Genomic DNA, 14,504 nt, shown 5'->3' on the forward strand with positions numbered 1-14,504 from the left:
GCCCGCATGCCTCACACCCCGGACACAGCCCTGACGCCGGAGAACGGCGACGACCACACAACGGCACTCTTCGACGAGTGCGGCAGGCCCGCTCCCGCACCACTGCTCGGCCGACGCGCCCTGCTGGCCGCCGCCGGAGCCGCCGCCGTGTCACCACTCGCCCTGCCCGCGCCGGCCCACGCCGCCTCCCCCGGGCCGCACCGGCCGGGCCGTGCCCCGGGCTGGCGTCCGGAGCGGGGGCACTACCTGATCAGGAACGCGGCGTTGGTCTCCGTCGATCCCGTGATCGGCAACCGGGCACGGGCCGACATCGAGGTGCTCGACGGGCGGATCGTCCAGGTCGGCCCGAGCCTGCGGGCCCGGGGTGCCCAGGTCATCAACGCCTCGAAGATGATCGCGATGCCCGGCTTCGTGGAGACGCACTACCACATGTGGAGCGCGCTGGGCCGCAACTTCGTCTCCACCGGATTCGAGTACTTCGCGGCGAAGTCGGCCACGGTCGCCGCCTACCAACCGGACGACTTCTACCACAGCGTGCTGCTCGGTCTGGTCGAGTGCGCGAGCGCCGGCATCACCACCGTCAACAACTGGGCGCACAACGTACGCGGGCCGGAGTACGCCGACGCGGAGTTGCACGCGCACGCCGACGGCCTGGTCCGGGCGCGCTACTCGTACGGCCACCGGGACGGCCAGCCGGCCACCCAGCCGATCGACTTCGCCGACATCGACCGGGTCACGTCCACCTGGTTCGGCAAGAAGTCGCCGTTCGACGGGCTGGTGCACCTCGGGGTGAACCTGCGCGGCCCCGGCCAACTGCCCACCTTCCTGACCGAGATGGCCGAGGTCAGGAAGCGGAAGCTGCCGGTCTCGGTGCACTCCGGGCAGGGCCCGACGACGGCCGTGCACGCCGCCGACCTGGAGCGGATGGGTTTCCTCGGGCCCGACTTCCTGCTCTGCCACGCCCTGCCGTTCGACGAGGCGGACCGGCAGGCGATGGTCCGCACCGACGCCCCGGTCAGCTTCTCGGTCCACTCCGAGCTACGCCTCGGCACGGCCGGCGGCTTCCACGGGCAGCTGCTGCGGATGCTGGCCGCCGGGATCACCGTCTCGTTGTCCTTCGACGCCAGCTCGCTCGCCCCGATCAACATGTTCGAGTCGATGAACGTCGCCTGGAACCTGGGCATCCCGTGGGTGGGCACGGACACCGCGACGCTGCCGCCGGTGGTGTTCCGGCAGGCGATCGAGATGGCGACCATCAACGGCGCGAAGGCGCTGGGTCTCGCCGACGTGACCGGATCGATCACCCCCGGCAAGCGGGCCGACATCGTCCTGATCCGGGCGGACGACCTGAACATCGCCCCCATCGGGGACCTGGAGTCGACCCTGGTCCGCTCGGCCACCCCCGCCAACATCGACACCGTGCTCATCGACGGCCGGATCGTGAAGCAGAACCGGACCATGGTCAGCCACGACACCGCCAAGGTGGTCCGCAACGCGGCGGCGGCGGCCCACGCCGTCCGTACCCGGGCCGGTGGGGTGCTCACCCCGACCAGCACCACCCCGCCCACGTTCTGACCCGCCCCCGCACCGGGTGTCCGGCCCGCCCCCTTCGCGGGCCGGACACGCGGTCCGACCGGTCCGCCCCTCGCGGTCCGGACGCCCAGGTGATCCGGTCAGCGGGGCGCCGGCACCGCCTCCCGGGCCAGGGTCACCGCACCCAGCAGCGCCGCGTCGTCGGCGAACCGGGACAGCACCACGTCGGGGCGGTGCGGGAGCACCTCGGCCAGCCGGTCGACGAGCAGCCCCCGGATCAGCGCGCTGCCGGCCACCCCGCCCACCAGCACCACCCGCTGCGGATCGAGCAGCAGGCAGCAGGTGACCAGGTGCCGAGCCAGCTCGTCGACCCGGGCGGCGAGCGCGTCGCGGGCCGCACCGGGCAGCTCGGCGGCAGCGGCCAGCCCGGCCGCCTGCCCGGCCACCCCCAGTTCGTCGGCCAACCGGTCCAGCGCCCGGCCGGAGAAGTCCAGCTCCAGCATGGTGCCCGGCCACGGTCCGCCGGCCACCGCGTAGCCGATCTCGCCGGCCGCGCCCCGGTGCCCGGCGAGGACCCGGCCGCCGACGGTGACCGCCGCCGCCACGCCGGTGCCGATCCCGACCACCAGGCCGGGGTCGGCGTCGCGCAGCGCACCGAGCCGCAGCTCGGCCAGGGCGGCGGCGTTCAGGTCGTTGTCGACCGCCACCCGGGTCACCCCGAGGGCGTCGGAGACGGCGTCGGCCAGGCGCAACCGTTCCCAGCCGGGCACGTTCGGGGCCAGGTCGATGCCGTCGGGGCGGACCACACCGGGCGAGGCCACCCCGGCCGCCACCAGCGGCCCGCCGACCTCGGCGACCAGCGCGGCGGCCAACTCCAGGGCCCGGTCCAACGCCTGCGGGGCACCCTGTTCGGCGTGCGTGGCGATCCGCCGGTGGGCCAGCAGCCGACCGGTGTCGTCGGCCACCCCGACGGCCATCTTGGTCCCGCCGAAGTCGATGCCGAGCAGCAGTTCCCCGGTCCGGGTGCCGGCGGCGGCCCGGCCGGCCAGCCGTACGCTCACCTGGTCCACCGCCCCGTCACCGCCGTGTCCGCCGGTCGTCTCCGCGACGGTGTGCCGCCCGGCCGCACGGGCCGGCGGCCACCGGGTCGCCCGATCGGCGCGCTCACCGGCCGGCCACCTCGGCGGCGACCGCATCCAGCGCCTCGTCGGCGCGGGCCAGCCGGTCCCGGGTCACGGCGAGCCGGTCGGCGACACCGGTGAACGCGACCCGCAGGGTCGCCACCTGGGCGCGGACGGCGGCGGCGCCGGGCCCGTCCACCTGCGCCCGGTCGAGCACCAGTTCGGGGTCGACGGCGGCGGCGATCAGGTCGGCGACGGCGGCGTCGGTGAGCCCGTCGACCAGCCCGTCGGCGGCGGCCCGGACCCCCTCGGCGGTCCAGGTGCCCGGCGCACCGGCGCGGACCAGCCGGCCGACGACCGAGTGGGCGGCCCGGAACGGCACCCCGTGCCGGGTCAACGCGTCGGCCGCCGCGGTGGTGGTGGCCCCCGACGCGACGATCTCCTCCCGGGTCGGCGGGTGCAGCGGCTCCAGTTCGGCGAGGAAGCCGCCGACCAGGGCGAAGAACCGTTCCGCCCGGTCGTTGCTGTCCCAGAGCCGGACCTGCACGTCGGTGGTGGCGTTGTTGGAGTCCTCCCACCAGGCCGCCCCGACGTTGTTGAGCACCGACGCGGCGTCGGCGGCGCTCGCGCCGGCCATCGACACCAGGTGCTCCAGCACCACCGGGTTGCGCTTCTGCGGCATGATGCTGCTGCCCTGGGTGAAGTCCCCGGGGGTGGCCACCCACTGCCAGGTCAGCCAGTCCATCAGGGTGCGGGCGAGCCGGGCGCCGGTGGCCAGGGCCTGCGCGTTGAGGGTGCCGACCCGCACCAGGTGGTCGGCGCCGGCGACGGCCTCGTAGGAGTTGGTCACCAGGCCGTCGAAGCCGAGCAGCTCGGCCACCCGGGCCGGGGCGATGTCCAGGTCGGTGCCGGCGAACGCGCAGGAGCCCAGCGGCGAGACGTTGAGCTGGTCGATCACGTCGGCGTACGCGGCGGCCTCGCCGGCCAGCGCCTCGGCGTAGCCGGCCAGGGCGTGCCCGATGGTGGTGGGCTGGGCGGGCCGGCGGTGGGTGTAGCCGGTGATCACCACGTCGGCGTACCGGTCGGCGGCGTCCAGCGCGGTCACGCCGGTGACCAGCACCCGGTCCAGCACCCCGAGCAGCTGGTCGCGCAGGAGCATCCGGAACACCCCGGCGTCCAGGTCGTTACGGCTGCGGGCCATCTGCACGTCCAGTTCGGACGCGGGCAGGCCGCACGCCTGCGCGAGGGTCTTCTCCAGCAGGTAGTAGGTGTCCTCGAAGCTGCCGTCGAACGCCGGGGCGGGGCTGTCGTCGGCGCGCAGCGCGGCCAGCCCGCGCAGCAGCCGGGCCCCCCGCTCGGCCGGGATGAGGCCCTGCTCGGTCAGCATCACCACGTGTGCCTGGCTGGCGCGCACCATCGCCGGGTACAGGTGGCCGACGTGGTGGTCGTAGGTCGGGGCCAGGTGGTGCCGCTGGTAGGTGGTCAGCTCGCTCATGGCGGTTCCTTACTTCCTTCCGGGCCGGGACGCGGCGCGGGGGCCGGTTCCCGGGTTCTCGGCTGGTCGGTCGGTCAGGCCGAGCAGCCGTTCGGCGTTACCGGCGAAGATCGCGCGGAGGTGGTCGTCGGGCATCCCCAGCTCGCGGCAGACCCGCAACTGGTCGTCGAGGTAGCGGGTGACGTAGCCGCGCGGGAACCACGACGAGTCGCTGCCGTACACGATGCGCTGCGGGCCGATCGTCTCGTAGCAGCGGCGGAACAGGTCCTCCAGCGTCAGCTTGTACGGCATCCAGCGCACCCACTGGTTGGAGCCGGAGGTGTCGACGTGGATGTTGGGGCAGCCCCAGGCGGCGAAGAGGAGATCCTGCACGTGCTGGACGCCGAAGTGCGGCACCACCACGTTCAACTCGGGGAACCGGCGGGCTATCCGGGCCAGCTCGTCGGGGCCGCCGTACCGGCCGAAGGAGAGGCCACCGGCGCTGCCGTAGTGGCCGATGTGGATCAGCACCGGCACCCCGAGGCGCTGGGCGGTGGACCAGAGCGGGTCCAGGTCGGCGTGGTCCAGCGGGCCGCGCAGCAGCGGGGCGAACAGCTTCAGCCCGCGCAGGCCCCGTTCGGTCACCGCACGTTCCAGTTCGGCGGCGGCGTCGGGGCCGTACGGGTCGTGGTGGGCGAAGCCGAGCAGCAGGTCCGGGTGCCGGTCGACGACGTCGGCGACGGTGTCGTTGCCGCCGCCGGTGACGAAGACGGCCCGGCGTACCCGCACCGCACGCAGCTCGTCGGCCCACCGGTCGGCCTCGTCCTGCCAGCGGGCGGCGGGGGGCTCCGGGTCGGGGAAGCTCCACGCCTGCCGCCACGCCTTCGCGTACGGGGCGGACCCGGCGGCCCGGACGGCCCGCTCGTGCTCCCCGCCCGGGTGCATCCCGGCGGCGTCCTCGCAGGCGTGGATCGTCTCGTCGGTGCCGATCCGGAAGTGCAGGTGGAAGTCGACGATGTCGAGTCCCCGGTCCACGCTCATCGGTCTCCCCCGGTCGCCCCGTCCGCCGCCGTCGGGTCACCGGCCGTCGTGGTCGGCCCGGCCGTCGGGGCCGGGCTGTCGGGCAGCGGGTCGGCGGTGGGTGGGGCGGGCGGCGGGGCGGCCACCCAGGCCGCGACGATGTCCCGCAGCCGCGCGCCGGCCGTGGCCCGCACCTGCCGGCCGGCCGCCTCGGACGCCAACGAGATGTGCCCGGACCAGCCCTGCCACGGGTCGGGCCGGGACTCGACCAGCACGTACGGGTGGCCCACCGGCAGCTTCGGCTTCGGCGGCAGGTCGGTCACGGCGTCGAGGCGGACCGCGCCGGGATCGAACCCGAGCACCCCGGAGGTCTCGTACGCGCCGCCGTGCCCCCGGGCGGTCAGCGGCCCGTACAGCTCGGTGGTCTCCGCCGGGGTGACCAGCTGGAACCAGTTGACCAGCAGCAGGCTGGCGGTGCGTCGGCCGGAGACCCACTCCATCGCGGCCCGGACGGTGGACATGTTGGCGTCGTGCCCGTTGACGATCAGCAGCCGGGGAAAACCGGCGGCGACGATCCCCTCGATCACGTCGGCGAGATAGCCGACGGCGATCTCCGGCCGGATCGACACCGTCCCCGGCCAGGGCCGGGTCTGCCCCGGGCAGGCCGCGTACGGCACCGCCGGGAAGAGCACCCCGCGCGGCCCGGGAAGGCCGGTGGTCGTATCCCCCAAGGAGCCGGCGGCGGACGCGGCCCCGGCGGCCGGACCGGCAGCGTCGCCGGCCCCGGCGGCCGGGGCGGATGCGCCGCCGGCCTCGGCGGCGAAGCCCTCGGCGAGGATCAGGTCGGTGCCGAGCGGCAGGTGCGGGCCGTGCCACTCGACGGCGCCGACGGGCAGCACCGCGTAGTCGGCCGCCGCCGCGACGGCGGCCAGCTCACCGCCGGGAATCCGGGTGGCGGGCAGCAGCCCGCCGCCGGCCGGCCAGGTCACGCCGTCCACTTCGCCGCCTCCCGGGTGGCCCGGCCGCCGTTCTGCAGGCGGCCGGAGAACACCATCACCACGAAGATCAACACCACCTGGAGCATGCCGTACGCGGCGGCGGTGCCGACCTCGAACGAGTACATCCGGTTGTTGATCTCGACCGAGATGGGTGCCGTCTCCGAGGTGTAGATCAGCACCGAGGCGACGAACTCGCCCACCCCGTTGACGAACGCGAGCAGCGCGCCGGCCAGCACACCCGGCAGCATCAGCCGCAGGGTGACCGTGCCGAACGCCCGCCACCAGGGCGCGCCGAGATTGCGGGCCGCCTCCTCCAGCGACGGGTCGATCTGCGCCAGCGTCGCCGAACTCGACCGGAACACCAGCGGCAGGAACCGCACGAAGTACGCCAACGGCATGATCCAGAAGGTGCCGATCAGCACCTGGCCGAAGCTGAACGCGTTGCCCGTGCTGAACGCCGAGATCAGGTTGATCGCCACCACCGTGCCGGGCAGCGCCCAGGCCAGCATGACCGCCACGTCGAGCAGCCCCCGGCCCCGGAAGTCGAGCCGGCGCACCGCGTACGCGATCAGCACACCGACCACCACGCAGCCGACCGTGGCGAGCAGGCTCATCTGCAACGAGTTGAGGATCGGCCGGTACGCCCCCGGGTCCGAGAAGATCGTCACGAAGTTCGCGGTGGTGTACTCCGACGGGATCACCTCGGTGGTCCACGAACCGTCCCGGGAGAAGGCGACCAGGGCGATCGTCGCCACCGGGGCGAGCAGCACCAGGGTGGCCAGCACCGAGGCCAGCAGCGCCAGCCACTTGCCGAACGGGTTGGTGATCTCCCGGCGGTGCGAGGCGACGCCCTTGGACTGGGAACGGTAGCTGCGCCGCCCCTCGTACCAGCGCATCCCGAGCAGGAACAGCACCGACGCCACCGCCAGCACCGACGCGTAGGTCGAGGCCATCGGCAGGTCGCCGTTGGTGCGGTTGATGTAGATCTGCATGGTCATCGTCCGGTCCACCCCGAACAGCAACGGCGCGGTGTACGACGCCAGCGACGTCATGAAGACCAGCAGCGACGCCGAGACCAGCGCCGGGGTGAGCATCGGCAGCAGCACGGTGCGCCACACCCGGACCCGGCCCGCGCCCAGGTTGTAGGCCGCCTCCTCCACCGACGGGTCCATCCCCACCAGGGCTGCCGAGGCGGCGAGGTAGAAGAACGGGTACATGGTGAAGGTGTGCACCACCAGCACCCCGGCGATGCCGGTGAACGGCAGCACCGGGTTCTCGGTGCCGAACAGGTGTTGCAGGCCGCGCGGCAGGATGCCGGTCTCGCTGTAGAGCAGCTGGAACGAGATCGCCCCGATCAGCGGCGGCAGCGCCGCCGGCACCAGGATGATCGCCTCGATCAGCCGCCGGCCGGGAAACGAGAACCGCTTGAGCAGGAAGGCCATCGCCACCCCGACGATCCCGCAGAGCAGCACGCTGGCCGCCGAAATGCCCAGCGAGGTGAGCAGCGCCGACCGGGCGACCCCGGTGCCGGTGACGAACTCGGTGTAGTTGGCCACCCCGTCCACCCCGACGCTCTCGGCGAAGGTGGCGAACATCGGCTGCACCACGTAGCCGAAGAGGATCAGCGCCAGCGGGAACACCAGCAGGTACGGGAACCACGGTGAGTTGGCGTTGAGGCCGCGCCGGGGCCGGGCGGCCGGCGGCGGGGCGGGGTCCTGGGTGACCGGCGGCACGGTCGCCGGGCTCGGCGTGGCGGGAATGGTAGTCACGGGGTCACCACCCACATCCGCTGCCGGTTGAGCCGCAGGCCGACCTGGTCGCCGACGGTGATGCCGTCCGGGACGTCGATCGCGGCGACCTGCACCGGCTCGCCGGCCACCTCGACCACGAGGTTGGTGGCCATGCCGGTGAACTCCACCTCGGTCACCCGGCCGGGGAGCGCGCCGGCCTCGGTGGTCGAGGTGAGCCCGAGGTGCTCGGGGCGTACCGAGACCAGGGCGGTGTCCCCGGCGCGCAGGCCGTGGTCGGTGGGGGCGGCGACGGCGGTCTCGCTGCCGTCGGGCAGGCCCACGGTGACCGTCTCGGCCGCGGCGGTGACCACCGGCAGGCTGAGCACGTTGCTGCGGCCGATGAACCGGGCCACGAAGGCGGTCGCCGGCCGGTGGTAGATCTCCTGCGGGGCGCCGATCTGCCGGACCCGGCCGGACTCCATGACGGCGATCCGGTCGGACATCGCCATCGCCTCGGACTGGTCGTGGGTGACGTAGATGGCGGTGGTGCCGGCCTCCTGCTGGATGCGCCGGATCTCCACCCGGGTCTCCTCGCGCAGCTTGGCGTCGAGGTTGGACAGCGGCTCGTCGAGCAGCAGGGTACGCGGCCGGATGACCAGGGCGCGGGCCAGCGCCACCCGCTGCTGCTGGCCGCCGGAGAGCTGGTCGATCCGGCGGTCGCCGTAGCCGGCGAGGTGCACCTGACCGAGCGCCTCGGTGATCCGCCGGGCGGACTCGGCCCGCCCCACCTTGCGGATCTTCAGCCCGTACGCGACGTTCTGCGCGACGGACATGTGCGGGAAGAGGGCGTAGTTCTGGAACACCATGCCGGTGTCGCGCTTGTTCGGCGGCCGGTGGGTGACGTCCTCCGTGCCGAACCGGATCCGCCCCGAGGTGGGGAAGTAGAACCCGGCCACCATCCGCAGGGTGGTGGTCTTGCCGCAGCCGCTCGGGCCGAGCAGGGTGAAGAACTCCCCCGCGGCGATGCTGATGTCGACGTCGTCGACGGCAGCGGTGTCGCCGGCACGCGCGAAGCGCTTGCTCACCGACTCCAGCGTGACATCGATCATGATGTCTTCTCCTTCATGCGGTACCGGACCTGGCCGGGCGGTGTGGCGGGACGGGCGGTGCCGGGGGCGGGACGGCCCCCGGCACCCGATCAGGTCAGCCCTTGTTCTTGATCTGGCTGTTCCAGTGGTTGATCCACTCGGTCTCGTTCTTGCCGATGATGTCCCAGTTGACGTCGAGCGGCTTGAGGTTGAGCTGGGCCAGCCACTCCGGCTGCTGGGCGATCTCCACGGCCGGGATCTGGTAGTAGTCCTTGGCCAGGTCGGCACGCAGCGTGTCGTCGAAGAGGAACTCGATGAACTTCTGCGCGCCGGCGCTGTTGCCGCCCTTGACCGCGGCGAGCCCGTCGACCAGCACCGGGGCGCCGGAGGCCGGCATCACGTAGCCGAACGGCATGTTCGACTGGTTGGCCTGGAGCAGGATGTCCTGGAGGTTCCAGGCGCTCAGGGTGCCCTGCTGGCGGGAGAGCTTGAGGTAGAGGTCGGCCGGGTTGGCCGCGTACGCGCCGGTGTTGGCGTCGAGCTTCTTGAGCCAGTCGTAGCCGGGCTGCGGGTTGCTGCCGTCCGGCGACTGCCGCATGATCATCGCGGCGTAGATCGACCGCATGGTGCCCGAGGCGGCCACGTCACGGATGACGATCTTGTCCTTCCACTCCGGCTTCAGCAGGTCGTCCCAGTCCTTCGGGGCCTGCTCCGGGGTGAGCGCCTTGTTGTTGTACATGATGACCTCGGGCAGCAGGATCTCCCCGAACCAGCGGCCCTCGGCGTCCTTGTACTTGGCGTCCATCTTGCCGGCGAACGCGGGCTGCCAGGCGGCGAGCAGGTCCTCGCCGGCGCCGGCGGCCAGCCCCTGCTGGGTGCCGCCCCACCAGACGTCGGCCTGCGGGTTGGCCTTCTCGGCCCGGACCCGCTCCAGGATCTCCTGGGCGCCCAGGTTGAGGATCTCCACCTTCCCCTTGTACTCGGGGTACTTGGCGGTGAACTTGTCCACGACGAAGGTGGAGACCTTCTTGTCGCGGGCGGTGTAGATCGTCAGCTTCTCCGTCTCACCGGCCGCGGTGTCGTCCGAGCCGCCGCCGCAGGCGGTGCCGGCGGCGAGGACGGTGGCGAGCGCTCCGGCGAGCAGAAGTCGACGTCTCATGGGGTACCTCCGAGGGGTGTGGGCGGGAGAATCAGCGGTTCGAGCAGGTCAAGGGGCTGGCAACAGGGTGGGCAGCCCGGCGGCGGCGGCCGAGAGGGCGTAGCTGACCGCGCCGTGCAGCACCGCCCGGTCGCCGAGCACGGCCCGGCGTACCTCGGTGGTGCTGGGTGCGGCGGCGGTGACCAGGTCCTGGAGCCGGCCGACGGCGGCGTCGTCGAGTTCGGCGGCGGCACCGCTGAGCAGCACCCGCCCCGGGTCGATCACGCAGACGCAGGAGACGATCAGCCGGGACCAGGCGTGCAGCAGTTCGTCGAGGTAGCCGGCGGCGCGCGGGTCGTCGGCGGCCAGCTCGACCAGCGCGCGCACCGGCGAGTCGGGGCGGCGGCCGGGGGCCAGCGCGACCACCCGCTCGGCGATCGCGTTCTCCGACCAGCGCGCCTCGAACGGGCCGATCCCGTCGTGTCCCCGGTCGGCCGGGTCCAGCGGCAGGAAACCGACCTCGCCGGCCGCGCCCCGGGCGCCCCGCCGGACCTGGCCGTCGAGCACCAGGCCCGCGCCGATGCCGTCGGCGACGTGCAGCAGCAGCAGGTCGGCGACGTCGGTGCCGGCGCCGGCGGCGTGTTCGCCGGCCGCCATCAGGTTGACGTCGTTGTCCACCACCACGGGCACGCCGAGCGTCCGCTGGACCGACTCCCCTATCGGGCGGCCCTCGATCAGGCCGACCGAGGGGGCGAGCCGGACCGCGCCGCCGGAGATGACGCCGGGCGCGGCGATGGCCACCCCGCGCAGCGCGGGCAGTCCGTCGCCGGCCAGTTCGGGCACCGACCGGCAGATGGTGTCGACGATGTCGCCGGTCAGCCGGACCGCGCGGTGGGCGACCACCGCGCCGTCGCTGTCGGCGATCTCGCAGCTGATCCTCGACGGCTCCAGCGAGACGGCGGCGACCAGTTCGGCGCGGGGGTTGAACTCCAGCATCGCCCGGGGGCGGCCGGACCGTGAGGTGCCCGGACCGCGTTCGATCAGGTATCCCTCGGCGATCAGATCCCGCACCAGCGGGGTGAGCGTGGCAGGGCTCAGGCCGGTGAGCTCGGTCAGCTCGGCCCGGGAGAGCACCCGGACCTGGCGGGCGGTGGAGATCACGGAAAGCCGCTTGATCTCCTTCGACCGCTCCCGGCTCACCGGGCTCGTTGGTGGCGTCACCACGTCTGTCACACTTCCTTCCTACGGCGAACGAATTAAAGAGTCAAGTAACAAGTCCGTCTCAGCCGGGCCACCTCAGACCGTCGGAGCAGCAAAAACGTCCGCAATTGGAAGCGTTGGGCGGGTTCGGGTCACCGTTCCGGCGCACCGTAGGACATCCCGGACACCACCCTCTTTATTTCTTCTGCAAAGGAAGAAATACCTTCCAAAGCATTGACGTGCCGCCGCGCTGGTCCCTAGCGTCACCGGGCGAAGGCCTTCCAGTGTGTACGGAACCCGTACCGCTGCCGTACCCGGTGCACCGCGTCCGACGACGCCCACCGTTCCCGTTCCCGCCGCCTCACCGTCCACCGACGACCCCGCGTCCGACGCCCAGCGTCCGACGCGGACGGTCGCTGCCCGGACATCGTGGTCCCGGAAGGATCTGCATGCGCATCAAGGGTTTCCTGCTACCCACCGCACTCGCCCTGGCCGTGGCCGGGGCGCCCGCCACCGCCGTCGCCGCCCCGGCCGACGTGCGCCCCGCCAAGGCCGTCGACCTCGACGTGCTCTTCGTCAGCGCCCACCCCGACGACGAGGCCGGCAGCCTCGCCACCCTGGGCCAGTGGAAGGAGAAGTACGGCGCCAAGGCCGGCGTCGTCACCATCACCCGGGGTGAGGGCGGCGGCAACGCCGTCGGCCTGGAGGAGGGCCCGCCGCTGGGCATCATCCGCGAGCGGGAGGAACGCACCGCGATCGGCAAGGCCGGCGTGGAGAACCTCTACAACCTCGACCGGGTCGACTTCTGGTACACCGCCTCCGCCCCGCTGTCCGAGCAGATCTGGGGGCACGACGACACCCTGGCCCAGATCGTCCGGGTGATCCGGACGACGAAGCCCGAGATCATCATGACGATGAACCCGTCGCCGACCCCGGGCAACCACGGCAACCACCAGCAGGCCGCCCGGTTCGCCGCCGAGGCGTTCCACGCCGCCGCCGACCCGAACGCGTTCCCCGAGCAGCTCAGCGCCGAGGGCCTCACCCCGTTCCGGGCCGCGAAGTTCCTGCGTACCGGCGGCACCGGCAGCTCCGCCGCCGGCCCGCAGTGCGCGACCAGCTTCACCCCGACCGTCCCGACCGACCAGGTCTTCGGCGTCTGGGAGGGCACCGGAAGCGCCAGCGGGAAGACCTGGGCCGAGATCGAGGTGGACGCCCGCCGGGAGTACGTCACCCAGGGCTGGGCCGGCACCGCCGCCGCCCCCACCGACCCGACGAGGATCCGCTGCGACTTCTACACCCTGGTCGACAGCCGCGTCCCGTACGACCCGGCGGACACCTCCCCGGAGGCGATCCTGCGCGGCTCGGTGCTGCCGCCGGCGACCGGTGGCCTGCCCAAGGGCACCGAGCTGTACCTCACCACCGACCGGTTCGACCTGGCCCCCGGCTCGACCGTCGAGGTCACCGCGCACCTGCGCGCCCCGCACAACCGTGCCCTGGTCAAGCCCCGGATCGACCTGCGGCTGCCGGCGGGCTGGAAGGCCAAGGGCTCCGGCGTGCTCAACAACGACGTGCCGTCGGGCAAGGAGCGGACCCGGAAGTTCACCGTCACCGTCCCGGCCGACGCCGACACCAATCAGCAGCAGCTCATCGGGGCCACCCTGACCACCCGCCAGGGTGTCGGGCGCACCGACCGGGCCGTCCGGGTGGTCGCCGACGTACGCGGCACCCTGGAGCCGCTGCCCGAGGTCGGCATCTTCCGCGACTGGGCCGGCGACGGCGGATACCCGCAGCTGGACACCCTGATCAAGCCGGTGCTCACCATCGGCTCCGGAAAGCAGCGGTCGGTCCGGATCGACCTGCGCAACCACGGTCGGGTCAGCCGCGACGGCACCGTCACCCTCGGCCTGCCGGCCGGCTTCACCGCCGACGCGGCCACCAAGAGCTACCCCGCGCTGGCCCCCGGCGCGACCGGCTCGGTCACCTTCACCGTCACCAACTCCGACGCCACCCTGCCGACCGCCAACGAGGGCGGCACGGACGGGGACTACGGCATCACCATCACCACCACCAGCGCCGCCGGCAGCACCGTGGAGACCGGCGCGCTGGAGATCGTGCCCACCACCGAGGTCCCGCGCGCCGGTGACGGCACCGTCGACGGGGTCGCCTCGCCGGGCGAGTACCCCGGCCCGGAGCTGGACTTCTCCCGCATCTGGGAGGGGCAGGTCACCACTGCGCAGGACGCCTCGGCGACCGGTCGGATCGCCTGGACCGCCGAAGGGCTGAAGGTGATCGTCCAGGTCACCGACGACGTGCTGGGCAAGAAGGTGGTTCCGCAGGACTGCAAGCGGCAGCGCCGCACCGACAGCGTGGAGATCATCGTCGACCCGAAGGGGAACTCGACGGACACCTCCACCGCGTTCAAGGCCGGCATCTTCCCGATCACCGACGACCCGGCCAACGGCGACCCGCCCTGCTGGCAGCGCGACGCCGACAACCGGCAGGGCCCGGGGGCGACCACCGCACCCGGGATGACCGTGGTCAGCAAGGTCAGCTCCCCGTACACCGGGTACACCATCGAGACGATGATCCCGTTCGCGGTGCTGCCCGACGCGGTGGACCCGGCCCGGATGGGCTTCAACGTGCTGGTCTACGACTCGGACACCCAGGACCTCAGCTCGCAGTCCCGGCTGGGCTGGTCCACCTTCACCGGGGTCCGGGCCGACCCGTACCGCTACGGTCTGGCCACCCTGCCCGGTTACCAGCCGGCGGCCCGGCAGCCCAGCAAGCCGGTGTTCCCGGACACCGCCGCGCGGAGCGTGCACAGCCCGCAGACCATCGCCCAGTCGGCCGTGGACGGGGTGGCCCCGGCCGCCGTGCCCCGGCTGAAGAACTCGGCGCTGCGGCTGACCTCGGCCCACCGGGTCACCGACGGCGTGCAGGTCACCCTGCGTGCCGACCGGGCCGGCACCGCCTACCTGTACGCCTGGGACGGCGACACGGCGCGGGGCGAGCACACCGTACGGCTGGCCGCCGGTGACCGGGTCACCGTGACGGTCCCGGTCAGCGGGGGCACCCCGACGTCGCTGCTGGCGGCCTTCGAGTCCGGTGGCGCGGCCGTGGCCCAGCAGGTCCCGCTGAACTGACCCGTCCAGCACCGTGCCGACCGTGGCCGGCCGTCGACCTCCGTCGGCGGCCGGCCACG

General features: G+C 73.0%; 10 protein-coding genes. 2 read left to right on the forward strand and 8 right to left on the reverse strand.

What is annotated here, in order from left to right; all coding sequences use genetic code 11:
• The first annotated feature begins 6 nt into the window (after positions 1 to 6).
• Complete coding sequence (locus tag H1A17_RS12965; RefSeq protein ID WP_228543455.1) at positions 7 to 1,575, forward strand: amidohydrolase family protein; 1,569 nt, start codon at positions 7 to 9, stop codon at positions 1,573 to 1,575.
• 98 nt (positions 1,576 to 1,673) lie between these two features.
• Here the strand turns inward: H1A17_RS12965 and H1A17_RS12970 are convergent, their stop codons facing one another.
• The 8 genes from H1A17_RS12970 to H1A17_RS13005 all read right to left on the reverse strand — a co-directional run bounded on the left by H1A17_RS12970 (position 1,674) and on the right by H1A17_RS13005 (position 11,335).
• Positions 1,674 to 2,594 (reverse strand): ROK family protein, encoded by a 921-nt coding sequence (locus H1A17_RS12970; protein ID WP_240762329.1) that lies wholly within the window; start codon positions 2,592 to 2,594, stop codon positions 1,674 to 1,676.
• 103 nt (positions 2,595 to 2,697) lie between these two features.
• Complete coding sequence (locus H1A17_RS12975; protein ID WP_194821953.1) at positions 2,698 to 4,149, reverse strand: lyase family protein; 1,452 nt, start codon at positions 4,147 to 4,149, stop codon at positions 2,698 to 2,700.
• 9 nt (positions 4,150 to 4,158) lie between these two features.
• Positions 4,159 to 5,169 carry an amidohydrolase family protein gene (locus tag H1A17_RS12980; RefSeq protein ID WP_194821954.1) on the reverse strand — a complete coding sequence of 337 codons (1,011 nt, stop codon included), beginning with the start codon at positions 5,167 to 5,169 and terminating at the stop codon, positions 4,159 to 4,161.
• Positions 5,166 to 6,137, reverse strand: coding sequence for a creatininase family protein (locus H1A17_RS12985; protein WP_309236767.1), 972 nt, complete (start codon positions 6,135 to 6,137; stop codon positions 5,166 to 5,168). The genes H1A17_RS12980 and H1A17_RS12985 overlap by 4 nt, the downstream gene beginning before the upstream one ends.
• Positions 6,134 to 7,915, reverse strand: a complete 1,782-nt coding sequence (locus tag H1A17_RS12990) for an iron ABC transporter permease (RefSeq protein ID WP_240762333.1) — start codon at positions 7,913 to 7,915, stop codon at positions 6,134 to 6,136. Before H1A17_RS12990 ends, H1A17_RS12985 begins: the two co-directional genes overlap by 4 nt.
• A complete protein-coding gene (locus tag H1A17_RS12995) occupies positions 7,912 to 8,985 on the reverse strand; it encodes an ABC transporter ATP-binding protein (RefSeq protein WP_145921168.1) in 1,074 nt (357 codons plus the stop codon). The genes H1A17_RS12990 and H1A17_RS12995 overlap by 4 nt, the downstream gene beginning before the upstream one ends.
• A 94-nt stretch (positions 8,986 to 9,079) precedes the next feature.
• Complete coding sequence (locus tag H1A17_RS13000) at positions 9,080 to 10,123, reverse strand: extracellular solute-binding protein (protein ID WP_088644864.1); 1,044 nt, start codon at positions 10,121 to 10,123, stop codon at positions 9,080 to 9,082.
• 48 nt (positions 10,124 to 10,171) lie between these two features.
• Positions 10,172 to 11,335 (reverse strand): ROK family protein, encoded by a 1,164-nt coding sequence (locus H1A17_RS13005; protein ID WP_194821956.1) that lies wholly within the window; start codon positions 11,333 to 11,335, stop codon positions 10,172 to 10,174.
• A gap of 416 nt (positions 11,336 to 11,751) precedes the next feature.
• Between H1A17_RS13005 and H1A17_RS13010 the strand changes: the two genes are divergently transcribed.
• Entirely contained in the window at positions 11,752 to 14,445 is a 2,694-nt protein-coding gene (locus tag H1A17_RS13010; RefSeq protein ID WP_194821957.1) for a sugar-binding protein, read from the forward strand.
• Positions 14,446 to 14,504: the final 59 nt, after the last annotated feature.

Origin of the sequence: Micromonospora sp. S-DT3-3-22 (assembly GCF_015354745.1) — a bacterium.
Lineage (GTDB): Bacteria > Actinomycetota > Actinomycetes > Mycobacteriales > Micromonosporaceae > Micromonospora > Micromonospora wenchangensis.

Bases quoted from the DNA above. Each gene is read 5' to 3' on its own strand.
- H1A17_RS12965 (WP_228543455.1), top strand. From the start codon at position 7: ATGCCTCACACCCCGGACACAGCCCTGACGCCGGAGAACGGCGACGAC.
- H1A17_RS12975 (WP_194821953.1), bottom strand. From the start codon at position 4,149: ATGAGCGAGCTGACCACCTACCAGCGGCACCACCTGGCCCCGACCTAC.
- H1A17_RS12980 (WP_194821954.1), bottom strand. From the start codon at position 5,169: ATGAGCGTGGACCGGGGACTCGACATCGTCGACTTCCACCTGCACTTC.
- H1A17_RS12995 (WP_145921168.1), bottom strand. From the start codon at position 8,985: ATGATCGATGTCACGCTGGAGTCGGTGAGCAAGCGCTTCGCGCGTGCC.
- H1A17_RS13000 (WP_088644864.1), bottom strand. From the start codon at position 10,123: ATGAGACGTCGACTTCTGCTCGCCGGAGCGCTCGCCACCGTCCTCGCC.
- H1A17_RS13010 (WP_194821957.1), top strand. From the start codon at position 11,752: ATGCGCATCAAGGGTTTCCTGCTACCCACCGCACTCGCCCTGGCCGTG.